The sequence below is a fragment of the Mycobacterium sp. genome (genome assembly GCF_050700595.1).
Taxonomy (GTDB): domain Bacteria; phylum Actinomycetota; class Actinomycetes; order Mycobacteriales; family Mycobacteriaceae; genus Mycobacterium.
The window spans coordinates 1-14,108 of sequence record NZ_JBOHHI010000099.1; the positions used below are offsets into that span (position 1 = coordinate 1).

A 14,108-nucleotide genomic window follows, 5' to 3' on the forward strand; every position below is an offset into this window, starting at 1 on the left:
GTGGAGGCGCGACGAGCGGCGGCAGGGTAGGGATGCCGTCGCGAACCAGGCGCACGGTCGCGTGGCCGCTGCTGATCGGGGTCGCCACGCTGGCCGGCTGCACCGCCGCCGGCATCGCGGCGCTGTCGCTGGCCGATGCCCTGACCGCCACCGGGTTACCCGACCCGGGCCCGGTGACCACGCTGGGGCTGCCGTTCGTGCGGGCGGCCGCGGAGATCGCCGCGGTGCTGGCCGTCGGCTCGTTCCTGTTCGCGACATTTCTGGTACCGCCGCAGGACAGCGGCGTGCTTGACGTCGACGGATACCGGGCGCTGCGGCTCGGCACGATGGCGTCGGGGGTGTGGGCGGTGGGTGCGGCGCTGCTGGTTCCGCTGACCATTTCCGACGTGTCCGGTCAGCCGCTGACCGCGCAGCTCAACCCCGTCCGGCTGTGGTCGCTGGCGAGCCTGGTCAACACCGCAGATGCCTGGCGGTGGACCGCGGTGCTAGCCGCCGCCGTGATGGTGGCGAGTCTGGCGGTGCTGCGCTGGTCGTGGGTGCCGCTGCTACTGGCCGGGTCGCTGGTGACCCTGGTTCCGCTCGGGTTGACCGGCCACTCGTCGGCCGGCGGGTCGCATGACCTGGCCACCAACAGCCTGCTGATCCACCTCGTCGCCGCAAGCCTGTGGGCCGGTGGTCTGCTGGTCCTGCTGGTGCACGCGATTCGCGGCGGCGGGCACGCCGACCTGGCCGCGCGGCGGTTCTCCGCGCTGGCCCTGTGGTGTTTGGTCGCGATGGCGCTCAGCGGTGTCGTCAACGCCCTGGTCCGGGTGGTTCCCGCCGACCTGGTGACCACCGACTATGGGCGGCTGGTGATTGCCAAGTTCGTCGCGCTGTGTGTCCTCGGCGTCGTCGGGTGGCGCCAGCGACGTACCGGGGTCGCTGCGCTGCGGGCCGATCCCGGCGCGCGAGCGGCGCTGGTCCGACTGGCGCTGATCGAGGCCGCGGTGTTCGGCGCGACGTTCGGCATCGCCGTCGGCCTGGGCCGCACACCGCCGCCTCCGCCGCCAGTCGGCATCCCCTCGATTCCGGCGGTGGCGATCGGTTACGACTTCGCCGGACCGCCCACCCCGGCCCGGGTGTTGCTGGACTGGCGCTTCGACTTGATCTTCGGCACCGCCGCGATCGTGTTCGCGGCGCTGTATGTGGCCGGCGTGCTGCGACTGCGCCGACGCGGCGATACCTGGCCACCGGGCCGGACCCTGTCCTGGCTGCTGGGCTGCGCGGCGCTGCTGCTCGCGACGTCGTCGGGGGTGGGCCGCTACATGCCGGCGATGTTCAGCATGCATATGGCCGCCCACATGCTGCTCTCGATGCTGGTCCCCATTCTGTTGGTGCTGGGCGGCCCGGTCAGCCTGGCGCTGCGGGCGCTGCCCGCCGCCGGCCGCGGCGACCCGCCCGGCATGCGGGAATGGCTGCTGGCCGCGCTGCACGGCCGACTGTCCCGGTTCCTCACCAACCCGCTGGTCGCCACCGTATTGTTCGTCGGCGGGTTCTACGGGCTCTACCTGGGCGGAATATTCGACGCCGCGGTCGGCAGCCACCTCGGCCATGTCGCGATGAACGCCCACTTTCTGCTCAGCGGCTACCTGTTCTACTGGGTGGTGATCGGGGTGGACCCCACGCCGCGGCCGATCCCGCCGCTGGCCAAGGTGGCCGTGGTCTTCGCGTCGTTGCCGCTACACGCCTTCTTCGGGGTGGTGATGATGGGCACCCGAACGGTGCTCGGCGAAACCTTCTACCGGTCGCTGCAGCTGAGCTGGCACACCGATCTGCTGGGCGACCAGCGACTGGGCGGCGGAATCGCCTGGGCGGCGGGTGAAATCCCGCTGGTGATCGTGATGATCGCGTTGCTGGTGCAGTGGACGCGCAGTGATCAGCGCACCGCCCGACGGCTGGACCGCGCCGCCGAACGTGACGAGGACGCCGAGCTGACCGCCTACAACGCGATGCTGGCCGAACTGGCCCGCCGCGACACCTAGCGTTCCTGCGTTGGCTCTGCGCGTACCAGGCAAAAGTTCGAGTAGCTTGCCTGGTCAGCGCAGAGTCAACTGCCTAATCCACAGTCGTGGCTTTCTGCACAGGGCCACCCGGTTGCGACGCGATTCGTCCGGGCTTGTCGGCGATTGCAGGCCCAATGGCGAGCAGCAACTCCAAACGAAAGGAATGAACAATGTTCGAAACGCCGCTGACCGTGGTCGGAAACATCGTCAACGACTTGCAGCGCCGCCAGGTCGGCGACCAGGAGGTGATCAAGTTCCGTGTCGCGAGCAACTCGCGCCGACGCGGCGCCGACGGCACCTGGGAGGCCGGCAACTCGCTGTTCGTCACCGTCAACTGCTGGGGCCGGCTGGTCACCGGCGTGGGCGCGTCACTGCGCAAGGGCTCGGCAGTGATCGTGGCGGGCCACGTCTACACCAGCGAATACGACGACCGAGAGGGCATCCGCCGGTCGTCGCTGGAAATGCGGGCCACGGCAGTCGGCCCCGACCTGTCCCGCTGCATCGCGCGGGTGGAGAAGACGGTTGCCGCCGAAACCGACGCCGCATCGCAGCCCGAGGCCCAAGCCGATGACGCGGACGACTCGGCCGGTACGCCGGAAGCCGAGACCGGACTGCCATTGTCGGCTTAGAAGCGTCGCCGCGGCGTTGCCTAGGATGGTCGGCGGGCAACACAAGACCAGAAAGGCAACACTGCGGCATGGCTGAGTTCATCTACACGATGAGGAAGGTCCGCAAGGCGCACGGCGACAAGGTCATCCTCGACGACGTCACACTGAGCTTCCTGCCGGGAGCCAAAATCGGCGTCGTGGGCCCCAACGGGGCAGGCAAGTCGAGCGTCTTGCGGATCATGGCCGGACTGGACAAGCCGAACAACGGCGACGCGTTCCTGGCGACCGGCGCCACCGTCGGGATCCTGCAACAAGAGCCGCCGCTGAACGAGGAGAAAACCGTCCGCGGCAACGTCGAAGAGGGCCTGGGCGACCTCAAAGTCAAACTCGACCGGTTCAACGAGGTCGCTGAGCTGATGGCCACCGACTACTCCGATGAGCTGATGGAGGAAATGGGCCGGCTGCAAGAAGAGCTCGACCACGCCGGGGCGTGGGACATCGACTCGCAGCTCGAGCAGGCGATGGATGCGCTGCGCTGCCCGCCACCCGACGAGCCGGTGACACACCTGTCCGGCGGTGAGCGGCGCCGGGTGGCGCTGTGCAAGCTGCTGCTGTCCAAACCCGACCTGCTGCTACTCGACGAGCCGACCAACCACCTCGACGCCGAAAGCGTGCAATGGCTCGAACAGCACCTGGCCGCCTACCCGGGCGCGATCCTGGCGGTCACCCACGACCGGTACTTCCTCGACAACGTCGCCGAATGGATCCTGGAACTCGACCGCGGGCGCGCCTACCCCTACGAGGGCAATTACTCCACCTACCTGGAAAAGAAGGCTGAGCGACTGGCGGTGCAGGGCCGCAAGGACGCCAAGCTGCAAAAGCGGCTGACCGACGAGCTGGCCTGGGTGCGCTCCGGCGCCAAGGCGAGGCAAGCGAAAGGCAAGGCCCGGCTGCAGCGCTACGAGGAGATGGCAGCCGAGGCGGAGAAGACCCGAAAGCTGGATTTCGAGGAGATCCAGATTCCCACCGGCCCGCGACTGGGCAACGTGGTGGTCGAGGTCGAACACCTCGACAAAGGCTTCGACGGGCGCACCCTGATCAAGGATTTGTCCTTCACCCTGCCGCGTAACGGCATCGTCGGCGTCATCGGCCCCAACGGCGTCGGCAAGACCACGCTTTTCAAGACGATCGTCGGGCTGGAGCAGCCCGACAGCGGCACCGTCAAGGTCGGCGAGACGGTCAAGCTCAGCTACGTCGACCAGGCCCGCGGTGGCATCGACCCGAAGAAAACCGTGTGGGAAGTCGTCTCCGACGGGTTGGACTACATCGAGGTTGGACAGAACGAGATCCCGTCACGCGCGTACGTGTCCGCGTTCGGGTTCAAGGGACCCGACCAGCAGAAACCGGCCGGTGTGCTCTCCGGCGGCGAACGCAACCGGCTCAACCTCGCGCTGACGCTCAAAGAGGGCGGCAACTTGATCCTGCTCGACGAGCCGACCAACGATCTCGACGTCGAAACCCTGAGCTCACTGGAGAACGCGCTGGACAAGTTCCCTGGCTGCGCTGTGGTGATCTCACACGACCGCTGGTTCCTGGACCGCACCTGCACGCACATCCTGGCGTGGGAGGGTGATGACGACAACGATGCCAAATGGTTTTGGTTCGAAGGCAACTTCGGCGCGTATGAGGAGAACAAGGTAGAGCGGCTCGGCGTCGAGGCCGCCCGTCCGCACAGAGTGACCCACCGCAGGCTGACCCGCGACTAATGTCTGCGACACCAGCGCATTCAGGCGTGCTGAGGTAGGAGCAGCCGGCATGACCGTTGATCCACGGGCCAGGTCCGACTGGACCGAGTTCGCGAGTGCCGACGACATCCCGGACTGGATCACCACCGCTTACAGCGGCACCTACCGGGGTTCGCACGACGCCGCGGACGGCACGGACCGGTCCGCCGGCCTGGTGTGGCCGGCCCTACTGAGCGCGCACTACCGGCTGGGTCGGCACCGTCCGGCCGGGGAAAGCCGCGTCGCGGTCTATCCGGCGGACGATCCGGTCGGATTCGGCCCGGCGCTGCAGGTCGTCACCGACCACGGCGCCATGCTGACGGATTCGGTCACGGTGCTACTGCACCGGCTCGGGGTGGCCTACGTGGCGATCATGACCCCGACATTCGACGTGCGTCGCGACGACAACGGCGACCTGCTCAGCGTCGAGCCGGCGATTTCCGACCGCACCGGTCTGGAGGAGACCTGGTTGCACGTGCAGTTCCCACCGTCGGTCGACCGCCGGGCGCTGGCGGAAGCCGAGCGGTCGCTGCCCGGCGTGCTCGCCGACGTGCGTCGGGTCGCCACGGATTCGGCGGCGATGATCTCCACCCTCAGGGATTTGGCCGCAGACGTCGAAACCGACGTCGAAGGCCGCTATCCAGGGCCCGATCGCCAGGATGCTGCCGCGCTGCTGAGCTGGCTGGCCGACGGGCATTTCGTCCTGCTGGGCTACCAGCGTTGCCCGGTGCTTGACGGTATGGTGTCGACCGACGAGACAAGCGGCCTGGGTGTGCTGCGGGGGCGCAAGAGTACCCGCCCGCGGTTGTCCGACGACGGTAAATTGCTGGTCGTTGCCCAGGCCACCGTGGCCAGCTACCTGCGCTATGGGGCCTACCCCTATGTCGTCGCGGTCCGCGAAAACACCAACGGTAGCCCCGTCGAGCACCGCTTCATCGGCCTTTTCACCGTCACCGCGATGAACGCCGACGTGCTTGAGATTCCGATGATCTCCCGTCGGGTTCGCCAAGCGCTGGGGTTGGCAGAAGCCGACCCAAGTCATCCGGGTCAACTGCTGCTCGACGTCATTCAAACCGTGCCCCGCTCAGAACTTTTCGCGCTCAGCCCAGAGCAGGTGCTCTCGATGGCCACGGCAGTGGTCGACCTCGGGCCACGGCGCCGCACACTGTTGTTCCTGCGTGCCGACCCACTCGGCCACTTCGTCTCCTGCCTGGTCTACTTACCGCGGGATCGCTACACCACCGCCGTCCGCTTGGAGATCGAAGACATCCTGGTTCGTGAATTCGGCGGGGCCAGCCTCGAATTCACCGCCCGTGTCAGCGAATCACCCTGGGCATTACTGCATTTCATGGTCCGCCTGACCGACGACTCCGGTGGCATCGATACCGCCGAAACCAACCGAGCGCGAATCCAGGCGCTGCTGACCGAAGCAACCCGCACCTGGTACGACCGGCTGATCAGCGTCGCGGACGATGCCTCCGTCGTCCCCAAGATGGTGGCGGAGCATTACGCGGCGGCATTCCCCGAGGCATACAAACAGGCCGTTACCCCCACGGACGCCATCAACGACATTGTCATCATCGAACAGTTGGCCGAGGACTCAGTCCAGCTGGTGTTCTCCGACCACGACGATGGCGACGGGATCGCGCTGCTCACTTGGTATTTGGGCGGCCAAACTGCGTCGTTGAGCCAGCTCCTGCCGATGCTGCAATGCATGGGCGTGGTGGTGCTCGAGGAGCGACCGTTCTTCGTCACCCGATCCGACGGATTGACGGTATGGATCTACCAGTTCAAGATGTCCCCGCATCCCACCATCACGCTTGCGTCCCTCGGACCGGAGCGCGAGGCCGCCGCGCAGCGGTTCGCCGAGGCGGTCACCGCGATCTGGCAGGGCCGAGTCGAGATCGACCGGTTCAACGAGTTGGTGCTGCGAGCCGACCTGACCTGCCAACAGGTCGTAGTGCTGCGCAGTTACGCTAAATACCTGCGGCAGGCGTGCTTCCCCTACAGCCAGCCGCATATCGAGTCGGTGCTCAATGAAAACCCCGACACCGCGCGGTCATTGGTTACCCTCTTTGAGGCGTTGTTCGATCCGGATCCATCCGGCTCGCCCAAGAGCCGCGACGCCCAAGCGGCCGCCGCCGCGGTTACCGCAGACATCGACGCACTACAAAGCCTGGACACTGACCGGGTATTGCGGGCCTTCGCGTCGCTGATTCAGGCGACGTTGCGAACCAATTACTTTGTGACACGTGATGGTTCAGCTCGCAGCCAGAATGCGCTGGCGGTCAAGCTCGATGCCCAGCTGGTCGACCAGCTTCCACTGCCGCGACCGAAATTCGAAGTTTTCGTGTACTCGCCCCGCGTGGAGGGAGTGCACCTGCGGTTTGGCTACGTCGCGCGCGGCGGATTGCGCTGGTCGGACCGGCGGGAGGATTTCCGCACCGAGATCCTAGGTCTGGTCAAGGCGCAAGCGGTGAAGAACGCCGTCATCGTGCCGGTTGGCGCCAAGGGCGGATTCGTCGTCAAGCGACCGCCGCTGCCCACCGGCGACCCGGCGGCTGACCGCGACGCCGTCCGCGAGGAGGGCATCGGCTGCTACAAGCTGTTTGTCTCCGGACTGCTGGACATCACCGACAACGTCGACCACGCCACCGGTGAGGTCAGCGCGCCGCCCGAAGTGATCCGCCGCGACGGCGACGACGCCTACCTGGTGGTGGCGGCCGACAAGGGCACGGCGGCGTTCTCCGACATCGCCAACGACGTCGCGAAGTCCTACGGGTTCTGGCTGGGCGACGCCTTCGCCTCCGGCGGATCGGTGGGCTATGACCACAAGGCGATGGGAATTACCGCCAAGGGCGCGTGGGATGCCGTCAAGCGGCACTTTCGGGAAATGGAGATCGACACCCAAAGCGAGGATTTCACCGTCGTCGGCATCGGTGATATGAGCGGTGACGTGTTCGGCAATGGGATGTTGCTCTCCAAGCACATTCGGCTGTTGGCTGCGTTCGACCACCGACACATCTTCCTTGATCCGGACCCGGAAGTGGCCGCGTCCTGGGAGGAACGGCGGCGGCTGTTCGAGCTGCCCCGCTCCAGCTGGGAGGACTACGACCCGTCGGTGATCAGCAAGGGCGGTGGGGTCTACAGCCGCGAACACAAAACCATCCCGATCAGCAACGAAGTCCGCACCGCGCTGAGGATCGAGGACAACGTCACCGAGATGGCACCGCCGAACCTGGTGCGGGCGATTCTCAAAGCGCCGGTGGACCTGCTGTACAACGGCGGAATCGGCACCTACATCAAGGCAGAGTCGGAGTCCGACGCCGACGTCGGTGACCGCGCCAACGATGCGGTGCGGCTCAACGCAAACCAGGTGCGCGCCAAGGTAATCGCCGAGGGCGGCAACCTCGGTGTCACCTCGCTCGGCCGGGTCGAGTTCGACTTGTGCGGTGGCCGGATCAACACCGACGCGATGGACAACTCGGCCGGTGTGGACTGCTCGGATCACGAGGTCAACATCAAGATCCTGATCGACCCGCTGGTCACCGCCGGCAAGATCCAGCCCGAAGAACGCACCGAGCTGCTGGAGTCGATGACCGACGAGGTCGCTCGGCTGGTGCTGGCCGACAACGCCGACCAGAACGACCTGATGGGCACCAGCCGCGCCAACGCCGCCAGCCTGCTGCCGGTGCACGCCGAGCAGATCAAGTACTTGGTCGCCGAACGTGGGCTGAACCGCGAGCTCGAGGCGCTGCCGTCGGAAAAAGAGATTCACCGGCGGGCCGACGCCGGGCTCGGACTGACGTCGCCGGAACTTGCGACGCTGATGGCACACGTCAAGCTGGTGCTCAAAGACGAAGTGTTGGCCACCGACCTGCCGGATCAGGAAGTCTTCGCCGCCAGGCTGCCGCAGTACTTTCCGTCGGTGCTTCGGAAAAGGTTCGGCGCCGATATCCGTTCGCACCAACTGCGCCGCGAGATCGTGACCACGGTACTGATCAATGACTTGGTGGACAGCGCCGGCATCACGTATGCCTACCGGATCGCCCAAGACGTCGGAGTGCGGCCGATCGACGCGATACGCACCTACGTCGCGACCGATGCCATTTTCGGGATCGGGGAGCTGTGGCGGCAGATCCGCGCTACCAGTGAGCAAAACGGGATGTCGGTCATCGTGTCCGACCGGATGACGTTGGACACCCGTCGGTTGATCGACCGTGCCGGGCGCTGGCTGCTCAACTACCGGCCGCAACCGCTGGCGGTCGGCGCCGAGATCAATCGATTCGCCAAGAAGGTGCAAGCGCTGACACCGCGCATGTCGGAATGGCTGCGCGGTGACGACAAGGCGATCGTCGAAAAGGAAGCCGGTGAACTCGTCTCGCAGGGCGTACCCGAAGATTTGGCCTACATGGTGGCCATCGGCTTGTACCGATACAGCCTGCTCGACATCATCGATATCGCCGATATCGATGACCGCGACACCGCCGAGGTTGCCGACACTTACTTCGCGCTGATGGACCGGCTGGGCACCGATGGGTTGCTGACCGCGGTGTCCGAACTACCCCGGATGGATCGCTGGCATTCGTTGTCTCGCCTGGCGGTTCGCGATGACATCTATGCTTCGTTGCGAGCGTTGTGCTTAGATGTGCTGGCAATCGGCGAGCCCGACGAAAGCGGCGACGAGAAGATCGTCGAGTGGGAGCACACCAGCGCATCGCGTATCGAACGGGCGCGTCGCACCCTTACCGAGGTGTACCAGAGCGGTGAAAGGGATTTGGCCGCGCTGTCGGTGGCCGCGCGCCAGATTCGACGCATGACGCGGACGACCGGGCGAGGGTCATCCGGGTGAGCGCCAGCGACGATGCAGTGGGGCCCCCGCGAAGCTGGGGACGGAGCGATGAGGAGGAGCGGCGCCATAGATAACGCCGGATTCGTTGCACCTGTCGGAGTGCGCTGGTCGGACATCGACATGTACCAGCACATCAACCACGCGACCATGGTCACGATTCTCGAAGAGGCCCGCGTCCCGTTTCTGCGCGACGCGTTCGGCGGCGATATCACCACCACCGGTCTGCTGATCGCCGACGTGCACGTCACCTACAAAGGCCAGCTGCGGCTGGCAGATTCGCCGCTGCAGGTGGCGATGTGGGTGAAGCGATTGCGGGCGGTGGACTTCACCATCGGCTACGAGGTACGGTCGGTCAGCGCCGACCCAGATTCCAAACCCGCCATCGTTGCCGAAACCCAGTTGGCCGCATTCCATATCGACGAGCAACGGCTGGTGCGTCTGTCGCCGCACCACCGGGAGCATTTGCAGCGGTGGCTTCGGTAACCGAACGCGGACTATGGCTGGGCCCGAAAGCCGCGGCCGCCCACCGTGCGGACCTGTCCGCGTTCGTCGAGCGGGTGTTACGGCTTGACGACGCCGCAGTGATCCGTCTGCGTGCGCGGTGGGGCGGGCTGCTGACCGCGTGGGTGACCACCAACTTCGACGTGTTGGCCGGCAGGGTGGTAGCCGGTAGCGTGCGACCCAACGATTTATCGGTCAGCGCAGATGAATTGGCGCGCGGGTTAGCCGCGATGGACAGCTCCGGTTACGTCGATCCCGGGTCTCCGATGGATTCCGCGTGGCGGGGAGCGTTGCCGCCGGAGTCTGGCTTCACCCATCTCGATGACGTCCCGGCGCGGCCGATGCTGGACCTGGCGCAGCGTGGCGCGCAGCTGGCCAAAGAGCACGGTAGCGCGCACGGTCCGCCGGCGTCGCTGCTCGATCAGGAGGTGCTGCGGGTCAGTTCATCCGGTGTCAGCGTAGGAGTGCCGATGCGCTGCGTATTCGCTTTGACTGCAATGGGTTTCCTGCCGCAGTCGCGGGAAGCCGTCGAGGCCGACGAGATGGTGCGGGTCCGGATCCTGCCGGCATGGTTGCGTATCGACGCGCGGTTCGGCTCGGTGTATAGCCGTCGCGGCGACCCGGCGGTGGTGCTGCGTTGACGGTGCGTCTGCACGCGGTCGGCGGCTACACCAGCCAGGCAGCGGCGTTCGGCGGCAATGCACCGTCGACCGGCCCCGAGCTGGCCAGCAGCAGTTCGCCGGCCGGCAGCCGCCGCGGCCGGTTGCCGGCGTTCAGCACACAGACCAGCCCACCGTCGCCGCGCTCGAACATCAACGTGTTGCGCGGGGCGGACAGCCATTTCACCGTGGTCCCGGCGAATTCCACACGGGTGCGCCGCAATTCGAGCGCACGCCGGAAGAACGACAACGTCGACGCCACGTCGGCACGCTGCTTGTCGACGGTCAGCGCGGCCCACTCGAACGGCATCGGCAACCAGGTCGCGGCGGACGTAGAGAACCCAAACGGGGGAGCGTCGCCGCACCAGGGCATCGGAACCCGGCAGCCGTCGCGTCCGCGTTCGGTGCGGCCCGAGCGCTCCCACGTCGGGTCCTGCAGCACCTCGTCGGGCAGGTCCACGTTGGGCAGACCGAGCTCCTCGCCGTTGTAGATGAATGCCGCGCCCGGCAGGGCGAGCATCACCAGCGCCATCGCCCGGGCCCGGTCCAGCCCGGTCGCGCCGCCGCCGTAACGGGTGACCTCGCGGTCGACGTCGTGATTGGAAAGCGTCCAGGTCGGCGTCGCGTTTGTGATCGCGGCGGCGGCCAGCGAGTTCTCGATGGCGTCGCGGATGTCGGTGGCGTCGAAGCGGGCCTGCACCAGCCGGAAATTGAAACCGAGATGCAGCTCGTCGGGCCGCAGGTACTCGGCCCAGCGGGCGTTGTCGTGCACCCACACCTCGCCGATGGTCACTGCGCCGGGGTAGGCATCGATGACGGTGCGGATGTCGCGATGAATCGCGTGCACGTCGGGGTGGTTGAACCGTGGATCGTCGTCCTTGTTGCGCAACATTCGGTTGTGGTCGACGGCCGTCATGTCCGGTAGGTCGGGTGGTTTGGCCATCCCGTGTGCGACGTCGATCCGAAACCCGTCCACGCCGCGTTCCAGCCAGAATCGCAGCGTTTTTTCGAAATCGTCGAAGACTTCCGGGTTGGTCCAGTTCAGGTCGGGTTGCTCCGCGTCGAACAGATGCAGATACCACTGACCCGGGTTGCCGTCGGGTTCGACGACCCGGGTCCACGCCGGCCCGCCGAACACCGACTGCCAGTTGTTCGGCGGCCGGCGCCGCCCAGGTCCGCGGCCGTCGCGGAAGATATACCGGTCCCGTGCGGCGCTGCCCGGGCCGGCGGCCAGCGCGGTGGCAAACCACGGGTGCGCCGAGCTGGTGTGGTTGGGCACCAGATCCATCGTGATCTTGATGCGGCGTCGGTGCGCCGCGGCGATCAGCCGTTCCAGGGCGGCCAGCCCGCCGAACAGCGGGTCGACGTCACGGGGGTCGGCGACGTCATAGCCGTGGTCGGCCATCGGTGAGACGGTGACCGGGTTGAGCCAGATCGCGTCGACGCCGAGCCGCTCCAGGTGGTCCAACCGGGCCGTCACCCCGTCCAGGTCGCCGACGCCGTCACCGCTGCTGTCGGCGAACGAGCGGGGATACACCTGGTAGAACACCGCGTTGCGCCACCACGGCTGTGGATCAGGCTCCATCAAAACGGCGAATTGACCAGCGAGTGCGCGGCCATTTCCAGGTAATCGAGCAGCTCCTTGCGATGCGCGTCGTCGAGGGTCTGCGAGTCGATCGACGCGACCGCGATGTGCATACACCGCAGCCAGGCGTCGCGCTCGATCGGCGAGATCCGGAACGGGACGTGCCGCATCCGCAGCCGCGGATGGCCGCGCCGTTCGGAGTAGGTTCGCGGGCCACCCCAGTACTGCTCGAGGAACATCCGCAACCGCTCCTCGGCGCCCGCCAGATCGTCCTCGGGGTACACCTGACGCAGGATCTCGTCCTCGGCGACCAGTTCGTAAAAGCGCGACACGAGGGCATGGAAGGTGTCGGCGCCGCCGACGGCGTCATAAAACGACTCTTGTTGTACCGGTTCCATCGCTTCCCATTGTGAGGCATCGCTGCGGGTGGTCACCCGGCTGCCCGGTCGAGGCACTCGCTTTTCACCGGATTGACCAGCGCACCGAAGCCCAATTAGACGTGCGGTCGGTGGCGAATCATGGTGGACTGTTCGGCGGAGGACGTATGGCGCAGCATAAGAGACGCCGCGGTCACCGCAGTTCCGGTGCCGCGGCCGGGCTGATCGGACCCGTTACCGCGTCATGCCTGCACAGCGTTGACAGCCCTCCGCCCGCCGCCCGGGACATCGGATCATTTTGGAACCGCCGACGGGTGCTGCTGCTGAACTCCACCTACGAGCCGCTGACCGCGTTACCGATGCGACGGGCGATCATCATGCTGGTCTGCGGGAAGGCCGACGTCGTGCACGACGACCCGGCCGGGCCGGTCATCCACTCGGTGACCAGGTCGATCGTGGTGCCGTCGGTGATCCGGCTGCGGTCTTATGTCCGCGTGCCGTATCGGGCCCGGGTGCCGATGACCCGCGCGGCGTTGATGCACCGCGACCGGTTCTGCTGCGCGTACTGCGGGAGCAAGGCCGACACCGTCGACCACGTGGTGCCGCGCAGCCGCGGCGGCGATCATTCCTGGGAGAACTGCGTGGCCTGCTGCTCGACGTGCAACCACCGCAAAGGCGACAAGCTGCTGGCCGAACTGGGCTGGGCGCTGCGTTTGGCGCCGGCGTCGCCCAAGGGGCAGCACTGGCGACTGCTGTCGACGGTCAAGGAACTCGACCCGGCGTGGGCGCGGTATCTGGGTGAAGGCGCCGCATAAAACGCGCGATGGGATACGGTTTCCGTCGTGAGCCTGATGGAAATCCACCTCTATTTCGTGGGAATCCCGCTGTTCCTGGTGCTCGTCCTGGTGGCGCTGATCTGGTCGCACCGGGGCGTCCACCCGGCGACCTACAAGCCCTCGGAGCCGTGGACGCACCCGCCGATCCTGTGGGCCGCCATTGATGAGGATGTCGGGGCGGCCCGTCACGGCCACGGCGCGGCGGAATTCAGCGTGGGGGGTGGCGCCAGTGGCAAGTGGTGAGGTCTTGACGGCCGAGCCCGTCAAGTTGCCCAACGGCTGGGTGGTCACCACCAGCGGACGGATCTCCGGGGTCACCGAGGCGGGGGATGCGTCGCTGCACTACCCGTTCCCGATCAAAGACCTGGCCGCCCTCGATGACACGCTGACCTATGGATCGCGGGCGTCGGATGCGCGGTTCGCCGTCTACATCGGCGACCTGGGCGGTGACACCGCCGCGCGGGCGCGCGAGATCCTGGCCCAGGTGCCGACACCGAACAACGCGGTGTTGGTCGCCGTGTCGCCCGATCAGCACGCGATCGAGGTGGTTTACGGCTCGCAGGTGCGTGGGCGGGGTGCGGAGTCGGCCGCGCCGTTGGGTGTCGCCGCGGTCGCGGCGGCGTTGCAGGACGGCCACCTGATCGACGGGCTGGTCAGCGCGGTCCGGGTCCTCAGCGCCGGTATCTCACCGGCCTAACCTTTTTGCCGCGAGCGTGCGCGTCCCCGGCCGACTACGCCGGGCGTGTTCATATGGTCGTTGCAACGTGCCGATGATTTGTGGAGGTTGCTGTGGCAAGGGGTGACTGGATTCCCAGGTCGGTGAGGCGAGAATTTTTCGATTTGGTCTGTGGTGGCATGGCGGTG

The 14,108-nt window shown here is 66.7% G+C and carries 11 protein-coding genes; 9 read left to right on the forward strand and 2 right to left on the reverse strand.

What is annotated here, in order from left to right:
• Positions 1–32: 32 nt before the first annotated feature.
• The 6 genes from ACRDTL_RS09675 (at position 33) to ACRDTL_RS09700 (ending at position 10,428) form a co-directional block, all read left to right on the forward strand.
• Positions 33–2,021 (forward strand): cytochrome c oxidase assembly protein, encoded by a 1,989-nt coding sequence (locus tag ACRDTL_RS09675; RefSeq protein WP_431506500.1) that lies wholly within the window; start codon positions 33–35, stop codon positions 2,019–2,021.
• A gap of 191 nt (positions 2,022–2,212) precedes the next feature.
• A complete protein-coding gene (ssb, locus tag ACRDTL_RS09680; protein WP_431506491.1) occupies positions 2,213–2,671 on the forward strand; it encodes a single-stranded DNA-binding protein in 459 nt (152 codons plus the stop codon).
• A 68-nt stretch (positions 2,672–2,739) separates the two neighbouring features.
• On the forward strand, positions 2,740–4,416 hold the full coding sequence (gene ettA / locus ACRDTL_RS09685) for an energy-dependent translational throttle protein EttA (protein ID WP_431506492.1): 1,677 nt from the start codon (positions 2,740–2,742) through the stop codon (positions 4,414–4,416).
• A 49-nt stretch (positions 4,417–4,465) separates the two neighbouring features.
• Positions 4,466–9,286, forward strand: coding sequence for an NAD-glutamate dehydrogenase (locus tag ACRDTL_RS09690; RefSeq protein WP_431506493.1), 4,821 nt, complete (start codon positions 4,466–4,468; stop codon positions 9,284–9,286).
• A gap of 48 nt (positions 9,287–9,334) precedes the next feature.
• Positions 9,335–9,769, forward strand: coding sequence for an acyl-CoA thioesterase (locus tag ACRDTL_RS09695; RefSeq protein WP_431506494.1), 435 nt, complete (start codon positions 9,335–9,337; stop codon positions 9,767–9,769).
• Positions 9,757–10,428, forward strand: coding sequence for a hypothetical protein (locus ACRDTL_RS09700; RefSeq protein WP_431506495.1), 672 nt, complete (start codon positions 9,757–9,759; stop codon positions 10,426–10,428). Before ACRDTL_RS09695 ends, ACRDTL_RS09700 begins: the two co-directional genes overlap by 13 nt.
• Before the next feature lie 25 nt (positions 10,429–10,453).
• On the opposite strand, the gene ACRDTL_RS09705 is transcribed toward ACRDTL_RS09700, so the two are convergent.
• Both ACRDTL_RS09705 and ACRDTL_RS09710 read right to left on the reverse strand, forming a co-directional pair.
• Positions 10,454–12,031, reverse strand: a complete 1,578-nt coding sequence (locus ACRDTL_RS09705; protein WP_431506496.1) for a glycoside hydrolase family 13 protein — start codon at positions 12,029–12,031, stop codon at positions 10,454–10,456.
• On the reverse strand, positions 12,031–12,429 hold the full coding sequence (locus ACRDTL_RS09710; RefSeq protein WP_431506497.1) for a globin: 399 nt from the start codon (positions 12,427–12,429) through the stop codon (positions 12,031–12,033). Before ACRDTL_RS09710 ends, ACRDTL_RS09705 begins: the two co-directional genes overlap by 1 nt.
• A gap of 146 nt (positions 12,430–12,575) precedes the next feature.
• On the opposite strand from ACRDTL_RS09710, the gene ACRDTL_RS09715 reads away from it, so the two are divergent.
• From ACRDTL_RS09715 to ACRDTL_RS09725, 3 genes are read left to right on the forward strand one after another with little or no spacing between them, the layout of a single operon-like run.
• Positions 12,576–13,223: an HNH endonuclease gene (locus ACRDTL_RS09715; protein ID WP_431506498.1), complete on the forward strand. Its 648-nt coding sequence runs from the start codon at positions 12,576–12,578 to the stop codon at positions 13,221–13,223.
• A gap of 36 nt (positions 13,224–13,259) precedes the next feature.
• A complete protein-coding gene (gene ctaJ, locus ACRDTL_RS09720) occupies positions 13,260–13,487 on the forward strand; it encodes an aa3-type cytochrome oxidase subunit CtaJ (RefSeq protein WP_431506501.1) in 228 nt (75 codons plus the stop codon).
• The gene (locus tag ACRDTL_RS09725) at positions 13,474–13,941 is read left to right on the forward strand and encodes a DUF5130 family protein (protein ID WP_431506499.1); all 468 of its coding nucleotides are present in this window, start codon (positions 13,474–13,476) and stop codon (positions 13,939–13,941) included. Before ctaJ ends, ACRDTL_RS09725 begins: the two co-directional genes overlap by 14 nt.
• The last annotated feature ends 167 nt before the right edge of the window (positions 13,942–14,108 follow it).

Excerpts from the sequence above, each read along its gene's own strand:
- ACRDTL_RS09675 (WP_431506500.1), top strand. The coding sequence starts at position 33 with ATGCCGTCGCGAACCAGGCGCACGGTCGCGTGGCCGCTGCTGATCGGG.
- ssb (WP_431506491.1), top strand. The coding sequence starts at position 2,213 with ATGTTCGAAACGCCGCTGACCGTGGTCGGAAACATCGTCAACGACTTG.
- ettA (WP_431506492.1), top strand. The coding sequence starts at position 2,740 with ATGGCTGAGTTCATCTACACGATGAGGAAGGTCCGCAAGGCGCACGGC.
- ACRDTL_RS09690 (WP_431506493.1), top strand. The coding sequence starts at position 4,466 with ATGACCGTTGATCCACGGGCCAGGTCCGACTGGACCGAGTTCGCGAGT.
- ACRDTL_RS09695 (WP_431506494.1), top strand. The coding sequence starts at position 9,335 with ATGAGGAGGAGCGGCGCCATAGATAACGCCGGATTCGTTGCACCTGTC.
- ACRDTL_RS09705 (WP_431506496.1), bottom strand. The coding sequence starts at position 12,031 with ATGGAGCCTGATCCACAGCCGTGGTGGCGCAACGCGGTGTTCTACCAG.
- ACRDTL_RS09710 (WP_431506497.1), bottom strand. The coding sequence starts at position 12,429 with ATGGAACCGGTACAACAAGAGTCGTTTTATGACGCCGTCGGCGGCGCC.
- ACRDTL_RS09715 (WP_431506498.1), top strand. The coding sequence starts at position 12,576 with ATGGCGCAGCATAAGAGACGCCGCGGTCACCGCAGTTCCGGTGCCGCG.
- ctaJ (WP_431506501.1), top strand. The coding sequence starts at position 13,260 with ATGGAAATCCACCTCTATTTCGTGGGAATCCCGCTGTTCCTGGTGCTC.